General features: G+C 61.8%; 14 protein-coding genes and 1 riboswitch. Of the genes, 11 read left to right on the top strand and 3 right to left on the bottom strand.

Translation table 11 applies throughout. The features are described from left to right. The first annotated feature begins 82 nt into the window (after positions 1 to 82). The 8 genes from MU551_RS20790 to MU551_RS20755 all read left to right on the top strand — a co-directional run bounded on the left by MU551_RS20790 (position 83) and on the right by MU551_RS20755 (position 9498). Positions 83 to 562, top strand: a complete 480-nt coding sequence (locus tag MU551_RS20790) for a Dps family protein (protein WP_247048458.1) — start codon at positions 83 to 85, stop codon at positions 560 to 562. Between the two features lie 111 nt (positions 563 to 673). Then, positions 674 to 1078, top strand: coding sequence for an ArsR/SmtB family transcription factor (locus MU551_RS20785; RefSeq protein WP_247048457.1), 405 nt, complete (start codon positions 674 to 676; stop codon positions 1076 to 1078). Continuing rightward, positions 1071 to 1529 (top strand): SRPBCC family protein, encoded by a 459-nt coding sequence (locus MU551_RS20780; RefSeq protein ID WP_247048456.1) that lies wholly within the window; start codon positions 1071 to 1073, stop codon positions 1527 to 1529. The genes MU551_RS20785 and MU551_RS20780 overlap by 8 nt, the downstream gene beginning before the upstream one ends. Positions 1530 to 1619: 90 nt before the next feature. Continuing rightward, positions 1620 to 1718, top strand: a riboswitch (glycine riboswitch). Positions 1719 to 1921: 203 nt separating this feature from the next. Further along, positions 1922 to 4801, top strand: a complete 2880-nt coding sequence (gcvP, locus tag MU551_RS20775; protein ID WP_247048455.1) for an aminomethyl-transferring glycine dehydrogenase — start codon at positions 1922 to 1924, stop codon at positions 4799 to 4801. Positions 4802 to 4812: 11 nt separating this feature from the next. After that, positions 4813 to 5946: a glycine cleavage system aminomethyltransferase GcvT gene (gcvT, locus tag MU551_RS20770; protein WP_247048454.1), complete on the top strand. Its 1134-nt coding sequence runs from the start codon at positions 4813 to 4815 to the stop codon at positions 5944 to 5946. Positions 5947 to 6332: 386 nt separating this feature from the next. Continuing rightward, positions 6333 to 6716 carry a glycine cleavage system protein GcvH gene (gene gcvH, locus MU551_RS20765; RefSeq protein WP_247048453.1) on the top strand — a complete coding sequence of 128 codons (384 nt, stop codon included), beginning with the start codon at positions 6333 to 6335 and terminating at the stop codon, positions 6714 to 6716. After that, the gene (glyA, locus tag MU551_RS20760; protein ID WP_308198332.1) at positions 6713 to 8044 is read left to right on the top strand and encodes a serine hydroxymethyltransferase; all 1332 of its coding nucleotides are present in this window, start codon (positions 6713 to 6715) and stop codon (positions 8042 to 8044) included. Before gcvH ends, glyA begins: the two co-directional genes overlap by 4 nt. Positions 8045 to 8100: 56 nt before the next feature. Next, the gene (locus tag MU551_RS20755; protein ID WP_247048452.1) at positions 8101 to 9498 is read left to right on the top strand and encodes an L-serine ammonia-lyase; all 1398 of its coding nucleotides are present in this window, start codon (positions 8101 to 8103) and stop codon (positions 9496 to 9498) included. 24 nt (positions 9499 to 9522) lie between these two features. Here MU551_RS20755 and MU551_RS20750 read toward each other — a convergent pair whose 3' ends face one another. After that, positions 9523 to 10083, bottom strand: coding sequence for a TspO/MBR family protein (locus MU551_RS20750; RefSeq protein WP_247048451.1), 561 nt, complete (start codon positions 10081 to 10083; stop codon positions 9523 to 9525). Between the two features lie 171 nt (positions 10084 to 10254). Between MU551_RS20750 and MU551_RS20745 the strand changes: the two genes are divergently transcribed. Together MU551_RS20745 and MU551_RS20740 are read left to right on the top strand one after the other, a co-directional pair. Next, a complete protein-coding gene (locus MU551_RS20745) occupies positions 10255 to 11328 on the top strand; it encodes a lipid II:glycine glycyltransferase FemX (RefSeq protein WP_247048450.1) in 1074 nt (357 codons plus the stop codon). A gap of 45 nt (positions 11329 to 11373) precedes the next feature. Further along, on the top strand, positions 11374 to 12858 hold the full coding sequence (locus tag MU551_RS20740) for a threonine/serine exporter family protein (protein WP_247048449.1): 1485 nt from the start codon (positions 11374 to 11376) through the stop codon (positions 12856 to 12858). Between the two features lie 58 nt (positions 12859 to 12916). Here MU551_RS20740 and MU551_RS20735 read toward each other — a convergent pair whose 3' ends face one another. Further along, entirely contained in the window at positions 12917 to 13756 is an 840-nt protein-coding gene (locus tag MU551_RS20735; RefSeq protein ID WP_247048448.1) for a siderophore-interacting protein, read from the bottom strand. 139 nt (positions 13757 to 13895) lie between these two features. Between MU551_RS20735 and MU551_RS20730 the strand changes: the two genes are divergently transcribed. After that, positions 13896 to 19961, top strand: coding sequence for an Ig-like domain-containing protein (locus MU551_RS20730; RefSeq protein ID WP_247048447.1), 6066 nt, complete (start codon positions 13896 to 13898; stop codon positions 19959 to 19961). 29 nt (positions 19962 to 19990) lie between these two features. Here MU551_RS20730 and MU551_RS20725 read toward each other — a convergent pair whose 3' ends face one another. Beyond that, on the bottom strand, positions 19991 to 20758 hold the full coding sequence (locus tag MU551_RS20725) for a uracil-DNA glycosylase (protein ID WP_247048446.1): 768 nt from the start codon (positions 20756 to 20758) through the stop codon (positions 19991 to 19993). Positions 20759 to 20941: the final 183 nt, after the last annotated feature.

Genomic DNA, 20941 nt, shown 5'->3' with positions numbered 1-20941 from the left:
GCGAGATTCGCTGGCACGGGCGCTGCTGCTGGGATAGCTTCGAAGGACCGGAATATACGGCTGAGAGCATTCAGGAGGAACAATGAAAGCGTCACCTACCCTGACCAACAACATGCAGGCAGTACTTGCGGACCTCATCGAACTCCACATCCAGGGAAAGCAGGCCCATTGGAACATTGTGGGTACCAATTTCAGGGATCTTCACCTTCAGCTGGATGAAATCGTGGATGCAGCACGCTTGTTTGCAGACGACATGGCTGAACGGATGAGGGCGCTCCATGCCCTGCCGGACGGGCGCAGCGCAACAGTGTCTGAGTCGACGAACCTCGCCCAGTTTCCGGAAGGCCTGATCAGCACAAAAGATGCCATCGACCGGATCGTCGCAGCTCTCGAGGCCGCAGTGGGTACCATGCGCAAAGTCCATGACGAGGTGGATGAAGAAGACCCGACGACGGCGGATCTGCTTCATACATTCATTGAAAAGCTGGAGCAGTTCGCCTGGCTGGTTGGCGCCGAGAACCTGAAGGCAACCGCCAGCGTGACCCGACCAGATTCACAGTAGTCCGCTGTCATAGCGTCCGACGCCGGGATATTCCCGGCGTCGGACGCTTTTCTCTTTAAGCAGAGGCTGGGACCTATTGACATCCGCAACGTTCCGCCGATACTTAAGTATGTGCTTAACAATCAGCAGGCCGAGGAATCCGGGAGAGCTCAGCTTGACTCTGTTTTCCAGGCGCTCACGGACCCAACCCGGAGGGCCATCATCGTGCGGCTCTGCCAGGGTCCAGCTTCGGTTTCGGAGCTGGCAACACCTTTTGCCATGAGCCTGCCCGCGATTGTGCAGCACCTTCAGGTCCTCGAAAACTGCGGCCTTATCCGCACCGAAAAAATCGGCAGGGTCCGCAGCTGCAGCATCGTCCCCGGCACGCTCCGGTTTGCGGAGAACTGGCTCGCCGCCCGCCGGACTCCTGCGGAGCGCCGCCTGGACCGCCTGGAGGCCTTCCTTGAATCAGACGATCCACAAACAGTAACCACAGGACAACAAGGCACGAGACAACTAGGAGAAACCAATGAATAACCCCATCACGCACGCAAGCTTCACGATTGAGCGCAAACTCAACGCCCCGCCGTCGCGCGTCTTCCATGCATTCTCCGACTATTCCAGCAAGAAGAACTGGTTCGGCGGGCCGCCGGAATGGACCCAGGGCGAGTCCAGCCTGGACTTCCGCGAAGGTGGTCGTGAGACAGATGTCGGCGGCCCGGAAGGCGGATTCGTCTCCACCATGCACGCGACCTACCACCACATCGTCCAGGACGAGAGGATCGTCTACACCTACGAAATGCTTCTCGACGGCCAGAGAATGTCTGTATCACTGAGCAGTGTGGAGCTTGAGCCCGACGGGAACGGCACGAAGCTGACTTTGACGGAACAGGGCGTTTACTTTACGAGCGAAGATGACGTCGAAGGCCGCAAAGAGGGTACAGAAGGACTCCTTGACGCCCTGAAGGCCTATGTGGAAAGCAACTGATATGGCCGGGCGAAATCACATTTGCCCCACGGCCCGGGACATAGGACAATAGCCTCTGTGACTGTTGTCACCGCAAACTAAATATGCCTTTGATCTGCGGCGGGAGAGTCCTGCAAGTAGGTACAAGCAGGCGCCGTAGGAGCAAACCCTCCCCAGGAATCTCTCAGGCCCACGTACCGCCGCGGCAAGGCAACTCTGGAAAGCAGCAAGGTTTGTCCGCTTCAGCACCGGGATCACATCCCGGGCCTTTGCGGAACAAACTGTGCTCACCGACGGTGCAAGCGGAGCCATGCGAGAGCACGGCTGCGCGGAAACTCTCAGGTCCAATACAGAGCGGGGAGGAACCCAGTCAATGTGGCGTACCCTGCGCCGCCTTAGTTTTGGAGTTCCTTGTGACTGTTAAATCAGCCTCCACGTCCTTTGTTGACCGGCACGTCGGCGCCCGCCACGAGTCCGACATTGACGCCATGCTCAAGGCTGTCGGATACGACACCGTTGATGCGCTGGTGGACACTGCGGTCCCGAAAGACATCCGGCAGGATTCCCCGCTGGCGCTTTCTCCGGCACTGAGCGAGGTTGAAACCCTGGCCGAGCTGCGCAAGCTGGCGGCGAAGAACAAAACAGCCGTCCAGATGATCGGCCAGGGTTACTACGACACCCTCACTCCACCGGTCATCCGCCGCAACATCCTTGAGGCCCCGGCGTGGTACACCGCGTACACCCCGTACCAGCCGGAGATTTCGCAGGGCCGCCTTGAAGCCCTGCTGAACTTCCAGACCATGGTCCAGGACCTGGTGGGCCTGCCGATCGCCAACGCTTCGCTCCTGGACGAAGCCACGGCCGTCGCCGAGGCTGTGCTGATGATGCGCAGAGCCAACAAGAATAAGGCCGCCATCGATGGCAAGACGGTCCTTGACGCTGACTGCCTGCCGCAAACCATTGCCATCGTCAAAGGCCGGGCAGAGGCCCTGGGTTTCGAGGTGGAGGTCGCGGACCTTTCCAAGGGACTGCCCGACGGCGTCATCAACGGTGTGGTGCTGCAGCAGCCAGGCGTTTCCGGCCGGGTCTTTGACCACTCAGCAGTCATTGCCGATGCCAAGGAGCGGGGCGCCCTGGTAACTGTCGCGGCCGACCTGCTGGCACTGACGCTCATCACCCCTCCGGGCGAACAGGGCGCGGACATTGCCGTCGGTTCGGCCCAGCGCTTCGGTGTGCCGCTGTTCTACGGCGGCCCCCACGCGGCCTACATGGCCGTCCAGAAGGGCCTTGAGCGGTCCATGCCCGGCCGCCTGGTTGGCGTCTCCAAGGATTCCGCGGGCACCCCGGCCTATCGTCTGGCCCTGCAGACCCGTGAACAGCACATCCGCCGTGAGAAGGCCACGTCCAACATCTGCACGGCCCAGGCCCTGCTGGCAATCGTTGCGTCCATGTACGCCGTCTACCATGGCCCTGACGGGCTGAAAGCAATTGCGGAGACCACCCACGGGCATGCGAAGTTGCTGGCCACCTCCCTGACGGCCGGCGGTCTGGATGTGCTGCACACCAGCTTCTTTGACACCATCACGGTTTCGGTTCCGGGCAAGGCTGCTGACATCCTCGCCGCTGCTGAGGCCCGGGGGATCAACCTCCGAGCCATCGATGCGGACACCCTGGGGATCTCCGCGGATGAAGCGACGACGGCGGACATCGTCGCCGCTGTCTGTGCCGCTTTCGGCGTCGCAGTAGTGGAGGCACGCGCCGGTTCAGGGAGTTCCTTTGGGCTGGAGCCGGCCGTCGAGCGTACCTCCGACTACCTGCAGCATCCTGTATTCAGCACCCACCGGTCCGAGACCCAGCTGCTGCGGTACGTCCGCAAGCTCTCGGACCGCGACCTTGCCCTGGACCGGACCATGATCCCGCTGGGTTCCTGCACCATGAAGCTGAACGCGACTGCCGAGATGGAAGCCATTTCCTGGCCGGAATTCGCTTCCATCCATCCGTTCGCACCCGATTCGCAAACGGAGGGTTGGCGCGAACTCATCGCTGACCTCGAGGCCGAGCTGACTGAGATTACGGGCTACGACCAAGTGTCCATCCAGCCCAACGCAGGTTCCCAGGGGGAACTTGCCGGACTGCTGGCCATCCGCGGCTACCACCGGTCCCGCGGCGATTCCCAGCGCAACGTCTGCCTCATCCCAGCCTCCGCCCACGGCACTAACGCTGCGTCCGCGGTCCTCGCCGGAATGAAAGTGGTGGTGGTTGCCACTGCCTCCGACGGCACCATTGATCACGCTGATCTGCAGGCGAAGATCGACGCCCACAAGGACGCGCTCTCCGCGATCATGATCACCTACCCGTCCACGCACGGTGTGTACGACGCCGACGTCCGCGAGGTATGCGATGCCATCCACGCAGCCGGCGGACAGGTTTACATCGACGGCGCCAACCTCAACGCCCTCGTAGGGCTGGCCCAGCCCGGCAAGTTCGGCGGCGACGTCTCCCACCTCAACCTCCACAAGACGTTCTGCATCCCGCATGGCGGCGGCGGACCCGGCGTCGGACCTGTTGCAGCCAAGGCCCACTTGGCCCCGTTCATGCCTGGGAACGCTGCGACCTGGACCGAAGGCAACGACGTTCCCATTTCGGCCTCGCGCTTTGGCTCCGCCGGCGTGCTCCCCATCTCCTGGGCCTATGTGAAGCTCATGGGCGGCCAGGGACTGACCGATGCCACGAAATCAGCCTTGCTTGCGGCCAACTACATCGCCGCCAGACTGAACGACTTCTTCCCGGTCCTCTACACCGGCGAAGGCGGGCTGGTGGCCCACGAGTGCATACTGGACCTGCGCGAACTTACGGCCAGGACAGGCGTCACGGCAGAGGATGTTGCAAAGCGCCTGATCGATTACGGTTTCCACGCCCCGACGCTGGCGTTCCCGGTAGCAGGAACACTGATGGTGGAACCCACAGAGTCGGAGGATCTCGGTGAAATGGACCGCTTCATTGAGGCCATGATCTCCATCCGCGCCGAGATCGACCAGGTGGCAGACGGGGACTTCTCCGTGGCCGAGAGCCCGCTCCGGAACGCGCCCCACACGGCGGCGGCAGCGATCAGCAGTGACTGGGACCGGGGTTACCCGCGCGAACAGGCTGTTTTCCCCGTGCACTCGCTGAAGCAGGACAAGTACTTCCCCCCGGTAGGCCGAATTGACGGCGCTTTGGGAGACCGGAACCTGATCTGCTCCTGCCCGCCCCTCGAAGCCTTCGAGGACCACTCCGCCGACGCCGCGAACTGAGGACTTCAACCATGACTGAGAACTACACTGCCCTGTACGAGGAGCACAAAAAGCTCGGCGCCTCCTTCACTGATTTTGGCGGTTGGCAGATGCCGCTCAAGTACAGCTCCGAGCTGGCGGAGCACCACGCAGTACGGAAGTCGGCCGGTATCTTCGATCTCTCCCACATGGGGGAGGTCTGGGTGACCGGGCCTGACGCTGCTGCGTTCCTGGATTACGCCCTCGTGGGAAAGATCTCCGCGATGAGCGTAGGAAAGGCCAAGTATTCCCTCATCTGCAGCGAAGATGGCGGCATCATCGACGACCTCATCACCTATCGCCGCGGGGACACCAAGTTCCTGGTGGTGCCGAATGCAGGCAACGCCAGGACAGTGGCTGAGGCGCTGGCGCAGCGCGCTGCTGATTTCGACGTCGTGGTGGAGGACGTATCGGCCGCTACTTCCCTGATCGCAGTCCAGGGACCCAAGGCCGAGGAGATCCTCCTGCGCCTGGTTCCTGCGGCCCAGCATGAACTGGTCACGGGGCTGAAGTATTACGCAGCCGTCGAGGTCCCCTTCCTCGTGGGCGGAAGCAGCCAGGAGCTCCTGCTGGCCCGCACCGGCTACACCGGTGAGGACGGCTTCGAGATCTTCATCGACAACGACGACGCCGCCGCCCTCTGGCAGTCCATCGTCGCCATTGCTGACGAAGGGGAGCTGACGCCTGCAGGCCTGGCCTCCCGGGACTCCCTGCGCCTCGAGGCAGGCATGCCCTTGTACGGTAACGAGCTCTCGATTGACGGCGACCCGTTCGCTGCCGGGCTGGGCGGAATCGTCGCATTGTCCAAGGAAGGCGACTTTGTCGGCAAGGCAGCCCTGGCGGCCAAAAAGGAAGCCGGCGCCGGAATCAGCACCGGACGCAAGCTGGTGGGCCTCAAAGGATTGGGGCGACGTGCCGGCCGCGGGCACTACCCGGTACTGAAGGACGGGGCCGTTGTAGGCGAAGTGACCTCAGGCCAGCCCAGCCCTTCCCTCGGCTACCCGGTAGCGATGGCCTACGTCGACGTCGAGCACAGCGAAATTGGCACAGCCCTGGACATCGACCTCAGGGGTAAGGCGGAGCCGTTCGAAGTTGTCGCACTGCCTTTCTACAAGCGCACGAAGTAGCCCGGCGGTCTTTTGCCGTTGTCGGCAAGGGGGCTGGCAGGCCCCGGTTTTCACGCATGCTGCTCCTTCGCCGCTTTGACGCACGCTTTCGAAAACCCCGACCAGCCAGCCCCTCCAGGAAAGCTCACCTTTTGAATAACCAGAACGGAGCGGCGTCAGTTGCATCGTCACTTTCGAAAGCCAAAGGTGCTGGAGGATGGACCGCCTGCCGGAGCTCGGACTTAGAGATTTTGAAGAGCCAGTGTTTTCAAACGGAACACTGGCACGAAGCGGAGGGGGCTCGGCATCCGGCAGCATGCGTCAAAGCGAGGAACGAGCAGCATGCAGAGGATGGCGACCCCCGCCGCACCACCGACCACAGCAGTTACAAAATTAAGGAAAAACACATGGCAAAGGTTGCCCCTGAATTGCAGTACTCCGACGAGCACGAGTGGGTTGCCCGCGAAGGCGGGAACCTGGTCTCCATTGGGATTTCCGCCGTGGCCACCGATGCCCTCGGCGATATCGTCTATGTTGACCTTCCGGAGCTTGGATCGATGGTGACGGCGGGGGAGACGTGCGGCGAGGTGGAATCCACCAAGTCCGTCTCGGACCTGTACGCCCCTGTGACGGGCGAGGTCACCGAAGTGAACCCCGCCGTCGTCGACGATCCCGCCCTGATCAACAACGATCCGTACGGAGCCGGTTGGCTTTTCAAGGTGGCGGCCGAGTCGGAGGGCCCGCTGCTCTCCGCCGAGGATTACGCTGCCAAGAACGGCGGCGAGCTGTGAGCGCCCCGGCCGTAGGAACCGCTCAGGCGGCATTCGAGCAGGTCATTTCACCCAGCCTGGACGCGCAGCTGGCCGATCTGGATCCGGAAATCGCTGCGAAGATCGACGACGAACTGACCCGCCAGCGCACTGGTCTGGAGATGATCGCCTCGGAGAACCACACCGCGGTGGCCGTGATGCAGGCGCAGGGTACGGTGCTGACAAACAAGTACGCCGAGGGCTACCCGGGTAAGCGCTACTACGGCGGCTGCGAACACGTTGATGTGATCGAGCAGTTGGCAATTGACCGGGTGAAAGCGCTCTTCGGCGCTGAATATGCCAACGTCCAGCCGCACTCCGGCGCACAGGCCAACGCCTCTGTGATGCACGCCCTGATCAGGCCCGGCGACACCATCATGGGCCTGAACCTGGCCCATGGCGGGCACCTGACCCACGGAATGCGGATCAACTTCTCGGGCCGCCTGTACAACGTCATTCCGTACCAGGTCCGGGAAGAGGACCACCGCATTGACATGGCAGAGGTGGAGCGGCTGGCCAACGAGCACAAGCCGCAGCTGATCGTTGCCGGCTGGTCCGCCTACGCTCGCCAGCTCGATTTTGCAGAGTTCCGCCGGATCGCAGACTCGGTGGGGGCCTACCTCATGGTGGACATGGCGCATTTCGCCGGCCTTGTCGCCGCCGGGCTCCACCCCTCACCGGTTCCCCATGCGCACGTCACCACCTCCACCACGCACAAGACCCTCGCAGGTCCCCGCGGCGGAATTATTCTGACCAACGACGCCGACATCGCAAAGAAGATCAACTCGGCCGTGTTCCCCGGGCAGCAGGGCGGCCCGCTGGAGCACGTGATCGCCGGCAAGGCGGTGGCCTTCAAGATCGCCGCATCGCCGGAGTTCAGGGAGCGCCAGGAGCGTGTCCTGGCCGGTGCCCGTATCCTCGCCGAACGCCTGGTGCAACCGGACGTCACCGCCAAGGGCATCTCCGTGATTTCCGGCGGCACCGACGTCCACCTGGTTCTGGTGGACCTGCGCCACTGCGAGCTCGACGGCCAGCAGGCCGAGGACCGCCTCGCGGAAATCGACATCACTGTGAACCGGAATGCAGTGCCGTTTGACCCGCGTCCGCCGATGGTCACGTCCGGGCTGCGCATCGGCACCCCGGCCCTGGCTACCAGGGGCTTCGGGGAAGCCGCTTTCAAGGAGGTTGCCGATGTTATTGCCGAGGCCCTGATAGCCGACGCCGGCTCTGATCTTTCGGGATTGCGGTCGCGCGTAGAGGCGCTCGCCGCAGCCCACCCGCTCTACCCGCGCGTTGCCAACCTCGGCTGACGTGCCCCCGTGGCTGGCTCCGGGTCCGACCACAATCATTTAGTTAGGAACATGCAATGGCTGTTGGAGTCTTTGACCTCTTTTCGATAGGCATAGGACCATCCAGTTCACACACTGTGGGTCCTATGAGGGCTGCCGCTGTTTTCGCGGAGGAACTCAAAGCCACCGGCGTCCTTGACCGGGTGGGCGGACTGCGGGTGGACCTCTACGGCTCCCTCGCAGCAACCGGGCACGGTCATGGCACCATGACCGCCATCCTCCTCGGCCTGGAAGGGTTCCACCCGGAACTGATCCTTCCCGACGAGGTGGAGCAACGATTGGCTGCCATCGCTGACACCGGTCAACTTCACCTGGCAGGCTTGGTGTCCCTTCCCTATGCGGTGAAGGACATGATCCTGCACCCGCTCACCATCCTGCCGAGACACACCAACGGTTTGAAGTTTGCCGTTTCTGATGCAGCTGGCGACGTTCTGCACGAAGCTACTTTCTTCTCCGTTGGTGGCGGCTTCATCGTCCGTGAGGGAGAAGAAGACGCGGCACAGCACGAGCTCGAGGAATCCAAGAAGGAACTGCCGTTTCCTTTTCGTACGGCAGCCGAACTCCTGCGCCATTGCCAGGCGAACGGACTGTCTATCGGCGAGGTCATGCTCGTCAATGAGCGGGCGTCCCGATCGGAAGAGGAGATCAGGGAGGGGCTGCTTCACATCTATTCGGTGATGGAGAGCTGTGTCGAGGTCAGTCTTAAACGCGAAGGCTTGCTGCCCGGCGGACTCAAGGTCCGCCGTCGTGCGCCGGACTGGCATGAGCGGCTCATGAAGGAGGACAAGGACCGGGATCCGAAGTACTGGCAGGAATGGGTCAATCTGATCGCGCTCGCCGTGAATGAGGAAAACGCCTCGGGCGGCCGGGTGGTCACTGCACCGACGAACGGCGCTGCCGGGATTATCCCGGCCGTGCTCTACTACGCCCTGCATTTTGCTCCGGGAATGGAAGAGGCCAATCAGGCTGATCGCGACGACGTCGTGGTCAGGTTCCTGCTGACGGCAGCCGCCGTCGGCGTGCTTTACAAGGAACAGGCGTCGATCTCCGGGGCAGAGGTTGGCTGCCAGGGGGAAGTTGGTTCGGCTTCGTCCATGGCGGCTGCAGGCCTGGCCGAAGCAATGGGGGGTACTCCGGCCCAAGTTGAGAACGCGGCCGAAATTGCGATGGAACACAACCTGGGTCTCACCTGTGATCCGATTGGCGGGCTGGTGCAGATCCCTTGCATCGAGCGCAATGCAATTGCCGCTGCAAAGGCTATCAACGCTGCAAAGATGGCGCTCTGGGGTGACGGATCACACCGCGTATCGCTCGATGAAGTGATTGTCACCATGCGGGAAACGGGCAAGGACATGAGCTCCAAGTACAAAGAAACCGCGATGGGTGGCCTCGCCGTCAACGTGGTGGAGTGCTAAGGCTTGCAGCCTCAGATACGTATGTCAGTTATGCACGGCAGCCCAGAAGTTAAGGCTTGCGGCAAACACCACCCAGGAAACGTAGGGCAGTAGCAGCAGTCCAGCCCACCGGCTGATTGGTCCCGACAGCAGCACTGTTACGGTGAGGGCCACTGCCAGAGCGATGATGATAGCGAAGGCGAGCCAGAGGGCAAGCGAGCCCAGGACGGGATATAACCCGAAAAAGACCGGCGTCCACAACATGTTCAATCCGAGCTGCACGCAGTAGGCCCACAATGCGCCTTTGGCCCGGGGAGTCCGTTCACGCCAGACCAGCCAGGCTGCGATGGCCATGGCGACGTAAAGCAGCGTCCACACAGGGCCGAAAACGGCGTTTGGCGGACTCCAGGGAGCCTTGTCCGCGTTGACATACCAGCCATTGACATTTCCGATGGTAACTGCGGAGCCAAGGCCGGCAACGAGGGCAGATGCACCAAGGAACGCGGCAAGTCCCAGGACCTGGGCTCGGACCGACCGCACGGGATCCGTGCTGTGGGTGGGGTTGGCATTCCCGTCGGCCACAGACTGTTCGGCGTGTGCATTCATGTTTCAACCCTTGCCATGCTGCCGTGGAGAGTCAAGGAAGACCCACCCTTGACGGCCAGGTTCCGTTCAGCGGACGTGGTGGCCTCCTTGCGTCAGGGTCGGCCGATACACTTGAGGCTGCACGCCTGGGATTAGCCGCCAGACTGAACGCAACGATTGGACACCGCAGACTTGCGAGAATTTACTGCCCGCTTTGCCTCCGCCGAGGAGATTGCCAACTGGGACAACCATGTGACTGCAAATCCCAATGGTGGAAATCTGCTGCAGTCCGAGGCCTTCGCCGAAGTCAAGCAGCACTTCGGCTGGAAGCCCCTGCACCTGGTGTATGAGACCGCCGACTACACCAGCTATAACCTGGCGCTGGAGAAGGCCATTCCCCTGCTGGGCAAGATCTGGTACCTCATCAAGGGCCCGGATGTTGCTGACGTCGAGGACATCCCTGGTATAGCCTCAGCAAACGCCGATCTGGTCAAGAGGGCCAAGCTGGGCGTCTTTACCGTGAAGATCGAGCCCGACATTGTCCTGTCCGACCATGCGCGCCAAGTCATCGAGAGTGCAGGTCTGAGCAAGACGCACAACCTGCAGCCCAACGATTCCACTGCCTTGCTGGACATCTCCCCGGAGCCGAACGAGTTGTTGCGAAATCTGCATTCCCGTGGCCGGAACGCTGTGCGCCGTGCCATCCGTGAGGGTGTCGAAGTGCAGAACGTGGAACCCAGCGACGAAAACTTCAAGGCCATGTATTCGCTTATGACAACCACTGTCGAAGCTAAATCCCAGGTGCGGGTCCGTGAGTTCGAGTACTACCGGCAATTCTGGACCAATTTCATCAACAGGGGTCAAGGCCGGATGCTCTTCGTCTACGAAAACGGAGTTCCTTCCGTAGGGGCATTCGTGGTCAACTACGGGCGCAAAGGAACGTACAAGGACGGCGGGTCACTGCAGAAACGGAACCAGTACGGCGACTCGCATCTGGTGCAGTGGACAGCAATCAACCAGCTTAAGAACCTTGGATGCACTGAATACGATTTCTGCGGGACTCCTCCCAGTGACCAGCTCAAGGACACCTCCAATCCGTTCCACGGCCTGGGGCTCTTCAAGACCAGCTTCAGCAAGACGGTGACGGACTTCGTGGGTTGCTATGACCAGATCCTGAACCCCTTGAAATACAAGGCGTGGATGACGGCCGGAGAACGCGTGGCCCGCCAGCTCTACACCCGTCGGACAGGACAGCAGTTCTATTAAGTCAGCGTCAACCAAGTCAGCGTCAACGCCAGGGAGGGAGGCCGAATGACAAAGGAAACAGACGGCCGGCGGAAGCCGCACACGGACGGGCTGCCCAAAACTGAACCGCTCTCGCCATCACAACTGCAGCAGAATGTTGCTGCCAAGCGCATGCTGCGACGGCTCGTTCAGGGGGAGAATCCGCCCACGGCACCCCTGAGTATCGTTGACCGGCTGGCGGGAAGCCCTTACGCCAACCCGATGATCCAGGTTGGCGGGGTGGACACATCCGCCCGCAAGACAATCGACTTTGCCCTGCACCTGGCTGAATCGATGTTCCGTTACGGTGCCGGTGCCCTCGAGGTGGAAACAAGCATCATTGCAGTAACCGCTGCCTTGGGACTGAAGAACATCGAGGTGGACATCACCAACCAGTCCGTCGCGATCAACTATGCACCCAAGGATCAGACCCCCATCTCCCTTCTTCGCGTGGTCCGATCATGGACCAACAACTATGCAGGGCTCGCCCAGGTGCACCAGTTGGTAACGGACGTCGTGGCGGGCGGTGTGGGACGGGACGAGGCTGTCCGTCGTCTCGATGAGATCATCCACAGCTCCAAGCCTTATCCGCGCTGGATGGTGACAGTCGCCTTCGGGGTGTTCTCGGCCGTTTTCGTGGGAATCCTTGGTGGCGGAGTGGGCGCCTCTGGGATTGCTTTTCTTTCCAACCTGCTCATCAGCCTGCTGGCGCGCCAGCTTAGCAAGCGGCGGGTACCGGACTTCTTCATCACAGCGTCCTGCGCCTTTGTCGTGACGTTCATAGCGCTGCTGCTGGATCAGTTCGGCGTACCGATCGAGCCGGCTATCGTCGTGGTCGGAGGTATTTTGCTGCTGCTTCCCACGGGCCGACTCGTCTCATCGGTCCAAGACGCCATTAACGGATTCCCGGTGACTGCCGCGGGTCGATTCCTCTCCACAGTCCTGACCTTCGGTGCGCTGGTCGCGGGAATTGCCGTCGCATTAGTAGTGGGTACCGTCACCGGCATGGAAGAAATCGAAGTAACAGAAACATTCCCACCGGCGTATGAGTGGTGGGCGCTGATTATTCTTACAGCCGTTGCTGTACTGGCCATCGGTATCACCGAACAAACAGCCTGGAAGCTCCTGCTGCCTACTGCCGGGGTCGGCGTCGTCGGTTATCTGGTTCTGTGGGGGGCCACTGCATTCGGCGTCGGCGATAGGTTTTCCCCGGCTGTGGCAGCGGTGATCATAGGCCTTTTGGGACGCGTGGTGGCGCTGAAAATGGGAGCTCCCCAGTTGGTGGTAGCAGTCCCTGCTGCTTTGATCCTGCTTCCCGGCTTGACCATATTCCGCTCCATGTACGTTCTGACCCTCGAGGAATCGCAGATCCTCATCGGGGCCGGCGGAATGCTGAACGCCGGTGCTATCGTCCTGGGCGTGGCCGCGGGAATCGTCTTGGGTGACACCTTGGCCAGACCGCTCACACGGAACCTGGCGAGCAATGAGCGCAGGAGGGCGCGACGCCGCTAGTTTGCAGCGTCGCGTAGGAGGCGTGGCTTAGGAGGTGTCAGCTCCGGACCTCCACCACTCAGATCTTTCCAATGGGGAGCTGTTTCTCGGCCTGGAAGTCATCTTCCACTCTTCCCTTAGCCCAGTAGCCGGACAGGGAAACCTGGGAACGCTCGAGGCCACGCTGGACGAAAAACACATCCCGCAGTGCCTTCATGTAGCCCCGTTCCCCATGGGCGAACACGTGTACGCGCCCGTTCAGCCACTCGCCGTTCCGTACAGCATCGATGAGGAGTTCGCTCGAACCCGCGGGCGTGCCTCGACGCTGGAGCCAGTTCAGCTCTACCCCTGCAGGCGCCGCCACTGCCTGGATGTCGGCCTCATTGTCTACCTCGAGATAGGCCTTGCCCAGCGCATCTTCCGGCAGGGATTCGATAGCAGCTGCAATGGCAGGCAGTGCGGCCTCATCGCCCGCGAAAAGGTACCAATCGGCTGCGGGATCCGGGTTGTACCCGCCGCCCGGGCCGGTGAAGATGATGGTGTCGCCGGGCAACGCTGTCGCCGCCCAAGGGCCTGCCAGTCCTTCGTCCCCGTGGACGACGAAATCAATGGCCAGTTCACGGGCCGCTGCATCCACCCAACGGACGGTATAGGTCCGCGTGTAGGGCCACTGCTCGCGGGGCATTGTTTCGCGGACCTTCCACAGATCCAGCGGCTCGTCATAGGCCACCCCCGGCTGAGGGAAGGCGATCTTCACATACCGGTCCTCGAACGCGTTATTGGTGTAGCTGGAAAACCCGTCACCCCCGACGATGATCCGCACCATATGCGGTGACAGCTCTTCGCGCCGGAGAACTGTGAGGACAGTCTGGGGGCGCGAGTTGCGCGTCGCGGAGGTGGCAGCGGGAAGTGACGTCATGGAAGTAAGCCTAGGCTAAGTTAATGACGCCCCGCACATGGTTACTTTGCACATAGTTACTAATGGACGGTTAGCACATTTAGTGCAGTTGTTGGTGTAATTGGATCCTGCACGTTTTCTGACCGGGGGTCTTTCTGCCATGCCATCACCAACCTTGAGCCTGCGCAAGTACAACAGGTTGCTGCAGGTGACAGGCTTTTCGGCCGTCGCGGCCGTACTGGCAACCCTTGCCGTTATTCATCCAGGCGTACGTTCTGCCGACGTAGACCTGAACGATGGCGGAGTATGGGTGACGAACAAGAGTATCTCCATGACCGCACGGCTGAATTATCCGTCCCAGACCTTGGACGCAGGCGTCACTCCTCCCGGAAACGGCTTCGACGTGATCCAGCAGGCCGGCGATGTATTCGTGGACGACGGGACCTCCCTTACCCCCATTGACCCTGCCGCCGTGACTCTGCAGACACCATTGAAGCTGCCACGGGGCATAACAGCCGCAGTTGCCGAGGGGGTCTATGTTCTCAGTGACGACTCCAGCGGGGACGCCTGGGTAGCCACTGAGCAGACCATCGGGGCCTTCAGCAGGGATTCCCAACCGCCTGCGGTAACTGGCGCCAAGGACCTCCAAGCCCTCGTCGGGGCTGACAGGGCCGTCTACATCGCGGAACCCGGGGCCGATCAGGTTACCCGGATTGAAGTAAACCCTGACGGCACCGAGGGTGCGAAATCCAGCATCAGTTATGCAGATCTATCCGGGGCAAAGAACCTTGAGCTCACGACAGTTGGTTCCCAGGCTGTGTTACTGGACCCGGACGCCGGCCGGCTGTTTCTACCCGGTGGCCAGGTGGTTGACCTCCCGAACGGGAAGGGGGCCAGGCTGCAACAGCCAGGTACGGCGAGTAACTTTGTTGCGGTGGCAACGCCGGCCGCCCTGCTGGAGCAGCCATTGAACGGTGCTCAGCTTCTCGCGCTGGAGGCTTCTGCCGTCGGCATCCCTGCGCGCCCGGTTCAGCTGGAAGGGTGCGTGCATGCCGCCTGGAGCAAGAGCAACAAATACGTTCGGGATTGCGCTGACAGCACTTACGATAAGCGCTCAGACGTGCCCAACGCCGATGACAAATCAGAACTGGTCTTCCGGGTAAACCGGAGCATCGTGGTGCTCAATGACACGAACGGCGGCAACGTGTGGCTCGTTCAGCAGGAGATGCAGCTCGTCAATAACTGGCAGGACCTGCAGATTCCCCCCAACAGGTCTGAGGAAGAGAAGGACGACTCCGCTGACCAGAATCCTTTGAACCAGTTGCCGGACCGCAGCCAGGAAAACCGCAAACCGAACGCACAGGATGACGTGTACGGTGTGCGCCCTGGCAAGACCACACTCCTGACACCTTTGGACAATGATTCAGATCCCGACGGCGACATGCTGACAGCAGGCGTCGTCGGTACGGGTCCGGGCGTTGGAACTGTGCAGCCGATCTATAACGGCTCCGCAATGCAGATAGCTGTTCCGGCAGACGCCTCCGGCTCTTCGGCTTTTGGCTACCAGGTGGAGGACGGGCGAGGAAAAAATGCCCAGGCAAAAATCACCGTCAATGTTCGGCAAGCCTCCGAAAACGGCCCGCCTGTGCAGAAACGGAAGACCGTCATTCTTGTGGAGCAGGGCAAGGCCATCAGCCAGAACGTACTGTCCGACTGGACGGACCCCGACGGCGATGATCTGATCCTGACAGCAGCCGTAGCGGACAACGGCCGCGACCAGGTCCAGGCCCGCCCGGACGGACTTCTCCAGTTCCAGGACATCGGGACGTCGTTGGGGCAAAAAGAGGTGACCCTCACAGTCTCCGATGGGCGGGAGTCTACCCAGGGCAAAATAACGGTTGACGTGCGTCCCAGGGCCAGCCTGCCGCCGGTAGCAAACCCTGACCATGTCAGTGTCGTGGCCGGCGAGGACGCGGTAATACTTCCGCTGGAGAACGACCTGGATCCGGCAGGTGGTTCGCTGCGTCTTGCCCGCGCCGATGGGCCTGCATCTGCCACTGTGACGCCTCAGTTCGACGCCGGATCATTCCTTTTCAGGGCGGCAGCAGCAGGCACCTATTACGTGACCTACCAGGTGACGAATGGACCAGCCAGCCAGCTTGGCCTGGTCCGGATTGACGTTTCCAACGGGGGATCCAATGGTGCCCCCGTTGCAGTCCGGGACGTCGCACGGCTCCCACAAGGCGGACAAACCCTTGTGGACGCCCTTGCCAACGATACTGATCCTGCCGGCGGAGTCCTGGTCATCCAGTCCGTCAGGCTTCCTGCCGGGTCACCGTTGTCCGTGGCGATAGTGGACCACCACGTGCTGCGCGTGACTGACGTGCGCGGAGCGACGGTGCCTGAGACGTTCACCTACACCGTATCCAACGGCCGGGAGACGTCCATTGGTGAAGTGACGGTGCAACCCGTGAAGGCCCCGGCTAAGCTGCAACCGCCCCGGGCTGTGGCAGATGAAATTACCGTACGGGTCAACGACGTCGCAACGGTGCCTGTGCTCCTGAATGACAGTCACCCCGATGGTGCGCCGCTTGCGCTGAAGCCTCAGTTGGCCCAATCCGTGGCTGAGGCTGACGGGCTCCTTGGAGTCTCGGGCGACGTGCTTAGGTTCAAGGCAGGCCCCCAAGCCAAGACTGTTCACGGCATCTATGTTGTGGCGGGACCTGATGGACAGGAAGCATCCGCGCAGGTCACCATTCGCATCAAGGGCGGGGGAGCGGAGCAGAACTCCCGGCCGGAACCCAAAAACCTCACGGCACGGACCATTGCCGGAAGCACCACCAGAATCCAGGTCCCGCTGGACGGCATCGACCCCGATGGGGATTCCGTGTCCCTCATCGGGCTCGATAAGGCACCTGCCCAGGGAACAGCCACGGTGGGTGCAACTTATCTGGAATACAAAGCGGCAAGCAAGGCCTCCGGACAGGACAGCTTCAGCTACGTCGTCCAGGACGCCATGGGCGTCCGGAATACCGCCACGGTTACGGTGGGAATCGGCGCCGCGAGCACGAACAACCAGCAGCCGATCACGGTCGACGACGAAATAGTGGCCTTGCCTGGAAGAGACGTCGCAGTCGATGTCTTGCGCAACGATTCCGATCCGGACGGCGATGCACTCGCCCTCGTCAACGGGGCAGTGGAAGCCGACCAGGCGTTAAACGCCACCGTGGAGGACGGCAGGATTAAATTTACGACGCCGGACGCGCCCGGTGCTCTCGTCATCCGCTACCAGGCGTCGGACGGCAAAGGCGGGTTTGCCCGCAGCACGCTCAAGGTTGATGTCCGCCCGGATGCACCCAAAAAAGCTCCAGTGGCAAGGGACGACCGCGTGTCCTTCGCAGAGACCCTCGGAAAGACCGCCGTGGATGTTCCAGTACTCAAAAACGATGAAGATCCTGATGGCGTGACGGCAGATTTGACCGTGACGCTGGGCAGCGGAACGACTGACGCCTCGGTGGGAGCACGCGGAAACGTCAATGTGGTCCTGCTTCCACAAGCCAGGATCATTCCTTACACAGCCACCGACTTAGACGGGCTCGCAACCACCGCGTTCATCCACGTTCCCGGCACCTTGGAACAGCGGCCGACGCTGAAGAATGCAGGCTCTCTGGAGGTCGTCAGCGGCAAAGAGCTCGTCGTGAATCTCACCGACGCCGTGGTTGTCCGGAAGGACCACAGCCCTCGGATCACGGTGGATTCCAAGGTGTCTGCCGTGGCTTCGGACGGTAAGGGCCTCGTCAGGGACGGCGCCACCTTGGTGTTTACCTCGGCCGATGACTACTCCGGCCCTGCCTCAATGACCTTCGAGGTTGCTGACGGACCACTGGACGCTCCGGAAACCCTGACGTCGGTGCTGACCATCAGCATCAACGTCCTACCAGATCCGGCCCGGAACCACGCACCAAGCTTCACCTCCACCAAGGCCGAAATCGTCAAGGGTGAAGAAAGCAGTGTGGAGTTGAACGATCTTATGGCGGACCCTGATGAGGCAGATCAGGGCAAGCTGAAAGTAGCGCTGGGGCAGCAGCAGTTCGCGGGAATCAGCACCAGGCTTGACGGGACCACTCTGAGGATTAAGGCCTCGGGAGAGGCAACGGAACTTTCGTATGTTCTGCCGCTCACCGTGACCGATCCCCGCGGTGCGTCTGCCCCGGGCTCGGTGGAAGTCGTGCTCACGCCGTCGCTCCGTCCGCTCCCTGTGGCGAATGACGACCTGGTGGCTGAAGCCAAAGCAGGTGAGGCGCGGGTTATCGACGTGCTTTCCAATGATGCGAACCCTTTCCCGGACGAAGCGCTCAGGCTGGTCAGCTCCGTGGTGGAGACCGGTGAGGGGACAGCAACCGTATCGGGTGAGAGTGTCAGGGTTCAGCCTTTGGCGTCCTTTGTGGGAACTATGGTGGTGCGCTACAGGATCCAGGACGCTACCGGTGACCCCCAGCGGCAAACTGATGGACGGATACGGCTGACCGTGAAGGCCAAGCCTGACAAGCCGGGAACGCCGGTTGCAAGCGAAGTAAGGGACAGGACAGTGGTCCTCAACTGGACGCCGCCCGCGGCCAACGGTTCGCCCATCACCGGCTACAAGGTCAGCGGGACCAACGGGGCTTCCCAGTTGTGCCCCACAAACACCTGCACCATCGGTTCCCTGACGAACGACGTCGAATACACCTTTACCGTGGTGGCCGTCAACGGGATTGGAGATTCGCCGGCGTCGGATACTTCTGCACCTGCCAGACCGGACCAACGGCCAGAGGCCCCGCAGGCTCCCGTGTTGGTGTTCGGGGACAGGCAACTCGCCATCTCCTGGCCGGCCGCCGTAACAACCGGTTCTGCAATCAGCGACTACGAGTTGCAGCTATCACCCGCTCCGCCTTCCGGAGCAGCTGTCCGTTCGGTCGGTGCTGGCCTTGGCTACACCTGGACGGGCCTGGCCAACGGGACGTCTTACCGTGTACAGCTCCGGGCAAAGAACAAGGCGCCAACGCCTTCGGACTGGAGTCCGTTCTCGGCCGCTGAGACACCGGCAGGGGTTCCCGCTGTGCCTGCGAAACCCACCACAACCCTTGCAACGTCCGGTGCCAGCAACTCGGTCATCCAGGTTAACTGGACCGCGCCGGCAAGCAACGGTGATGCCGTCACGGAGTACACGGTTGTCTCAGCCCACGCCGGAGATGCTCCCGTCAGCCAAGTGGTCGCGGGTAGCCAGACCAGTGCGGTCTTTAATGTTGGCAACTCCGACTCAGGCTATACATTTACCGTTGCCGCCCGGAACAAGGCGGGTTACTCGCCCGCCAGCGCCCCCTCCGATCCCAGGAGAGCCGTGGGTTCGCCTGGCGCCGTGACGGGGGTACACGCGGATCCGCTGGACAACAGTGCACAACTTTCCTTTGGGGCGCCGGCCAGCACCGGCGGCGCTGCTGCCGGTGAGACCGTCTACGAATACAGGGTGAACGGGGGAGGCGTGTCCCGCATGCCGGCCAACAGGGTCATCCCCGGCCTGGCGAACAACGGTACCTACACCATCGGTGTACGAGCCACCAACATCGTCGACGGACAGTCCTATCCGGGGCCTTTCACGGATTCGAATCCCGTGGCCCCCTTCGGGAAACCGTTCCAAGCCATTACTGATGGATTCCACCATGGCACTACCCAAGTCCGCGTTACTGTGGCGTCCCCGGGACCAAACGGTCGCCCTATCGCGAGCTTTGAGTGGTCCAGCAGGTACCCGGACGAGGGTCGGAACGGTCCGTCCGGGGTCTTGCCTGCAGGGGGCGGTGAAATCTTTGCCGGCGACAGGGAAGGCCAAAATATCCAATTCCTGATTACCACCGTGGACTCGGAGGGCCATCGCAGTGACGTCCTCATGGCACCTGGACGGACATCACAAAACGTCTATTTCAGCGTCAATGGTGAATTCGGCGGGCTGTGTGCCTGGACCACCTTCGACGGGGGCCCGGCGGACAATCAGGCGAACTGTGCCGCTGCTGGCGGATCGTGGGCGACCAATGGGACGCTGCAGGGACTCAACTGCACCTCTACTGCCGCGAGCTACACGTTCCGGGGCTCTCCGGGCAATCTGTGGGGACATGGAAGCACCTACTCAGCCGCCCGTTATTTCCGGATGGCGGGACAGCAGCTCAACGCACCAACGCAGACATGCCCGTAAGGCTGGGGCGGCTCCAAAACGGGGCCCCCTCAGAGAACGGGAAGTTCCCATTCAACCGGTTCCGCGCCCTGCTCAAGCAGCAGGGCGTTGGTCCGGCTGAACGGGCGGGAACCGAAGAACCCTCGCGACGCTGACAACGGGCTCGGATGTGCGCTGGCAACCACCGGTGCGTTCCCCAGGAGGGAACGCACGCCATCAGCGTCCTTGCCCCAAAGGACGGCCACGAGGGGAGGAGTGCTGCCGTCCGCGCGCTTGCGCGTGGCCACAGCGGTGATGGCCGCCGTCGTAATCTTTTCCCAGCCTTTGCCCCGGTGGGACCCCGCAGCACCGGCCCTGACGCTCATCACCCTGTTGAGCAACAAGACTCCCTGATCGGCCCAACTGCTGAGGTCTCCGTGAATCCGCGGGGGAAGACCGAGATCGGCTTGGAGTTCAGTGAAAATGTTGGTCAGGCTCCGGGGAATGGGCCTGGTTGCTCTATCCACCGAAAAGGACAATCCGACGGCATGACCGGGGGTCGGGTAGGGGTCTTGCCCTACCACCAGGACCTTTACCGCCATCAGTGGTTGCCGGAACGCCCGCAAAACGTTCGACGGCGATGGCAGCACTGTGTGTCCGGCTGCCACTTCGGCAGCGAGGAAGCTTAGGACGCTGTGCAATTCGGTCTCCACCGGGGCGAGGGCCTCTGCCCAGTCTTCAGCTACCAGGCCGGAGAGCGGGAGGCTTGCAAGCTCGGCAAATCCCACCGAGTCCGAAGCCGCCGGCTCGAGGTCGAACAAAGCATCTGAGTCAAACACAGTCTCTATTGTCCCTGTACCGACGGTTGGGCGGAGTACCAGGCAGATGGCCGACATGTGGGGCCCGCCCCGAACTGAAGAAAAGCAAGTCATGCAGCGTAAATGACAAGCGTGTTATTCCTCCGTAACATAGGAGCGGGACTTCGCGCCGCAACAGCAGGCGTGATCCGCTACCCACTTGCA

Origin of the sequence: Arthrobacter rhizosphaerae, assembly GCF_023062595.1 — a bacterium.
GTDB lineage: Bacteria > Actinomycetota > Actinomycetes > Actinomycetales > Micrococcaceae > Arthrobacter > Arthrobacter rhizosphaerae.
Note: the sequence above shows the minus strand (reverse complement) of the source record. Positions and strands in the feature narration are given on the sequence as shown.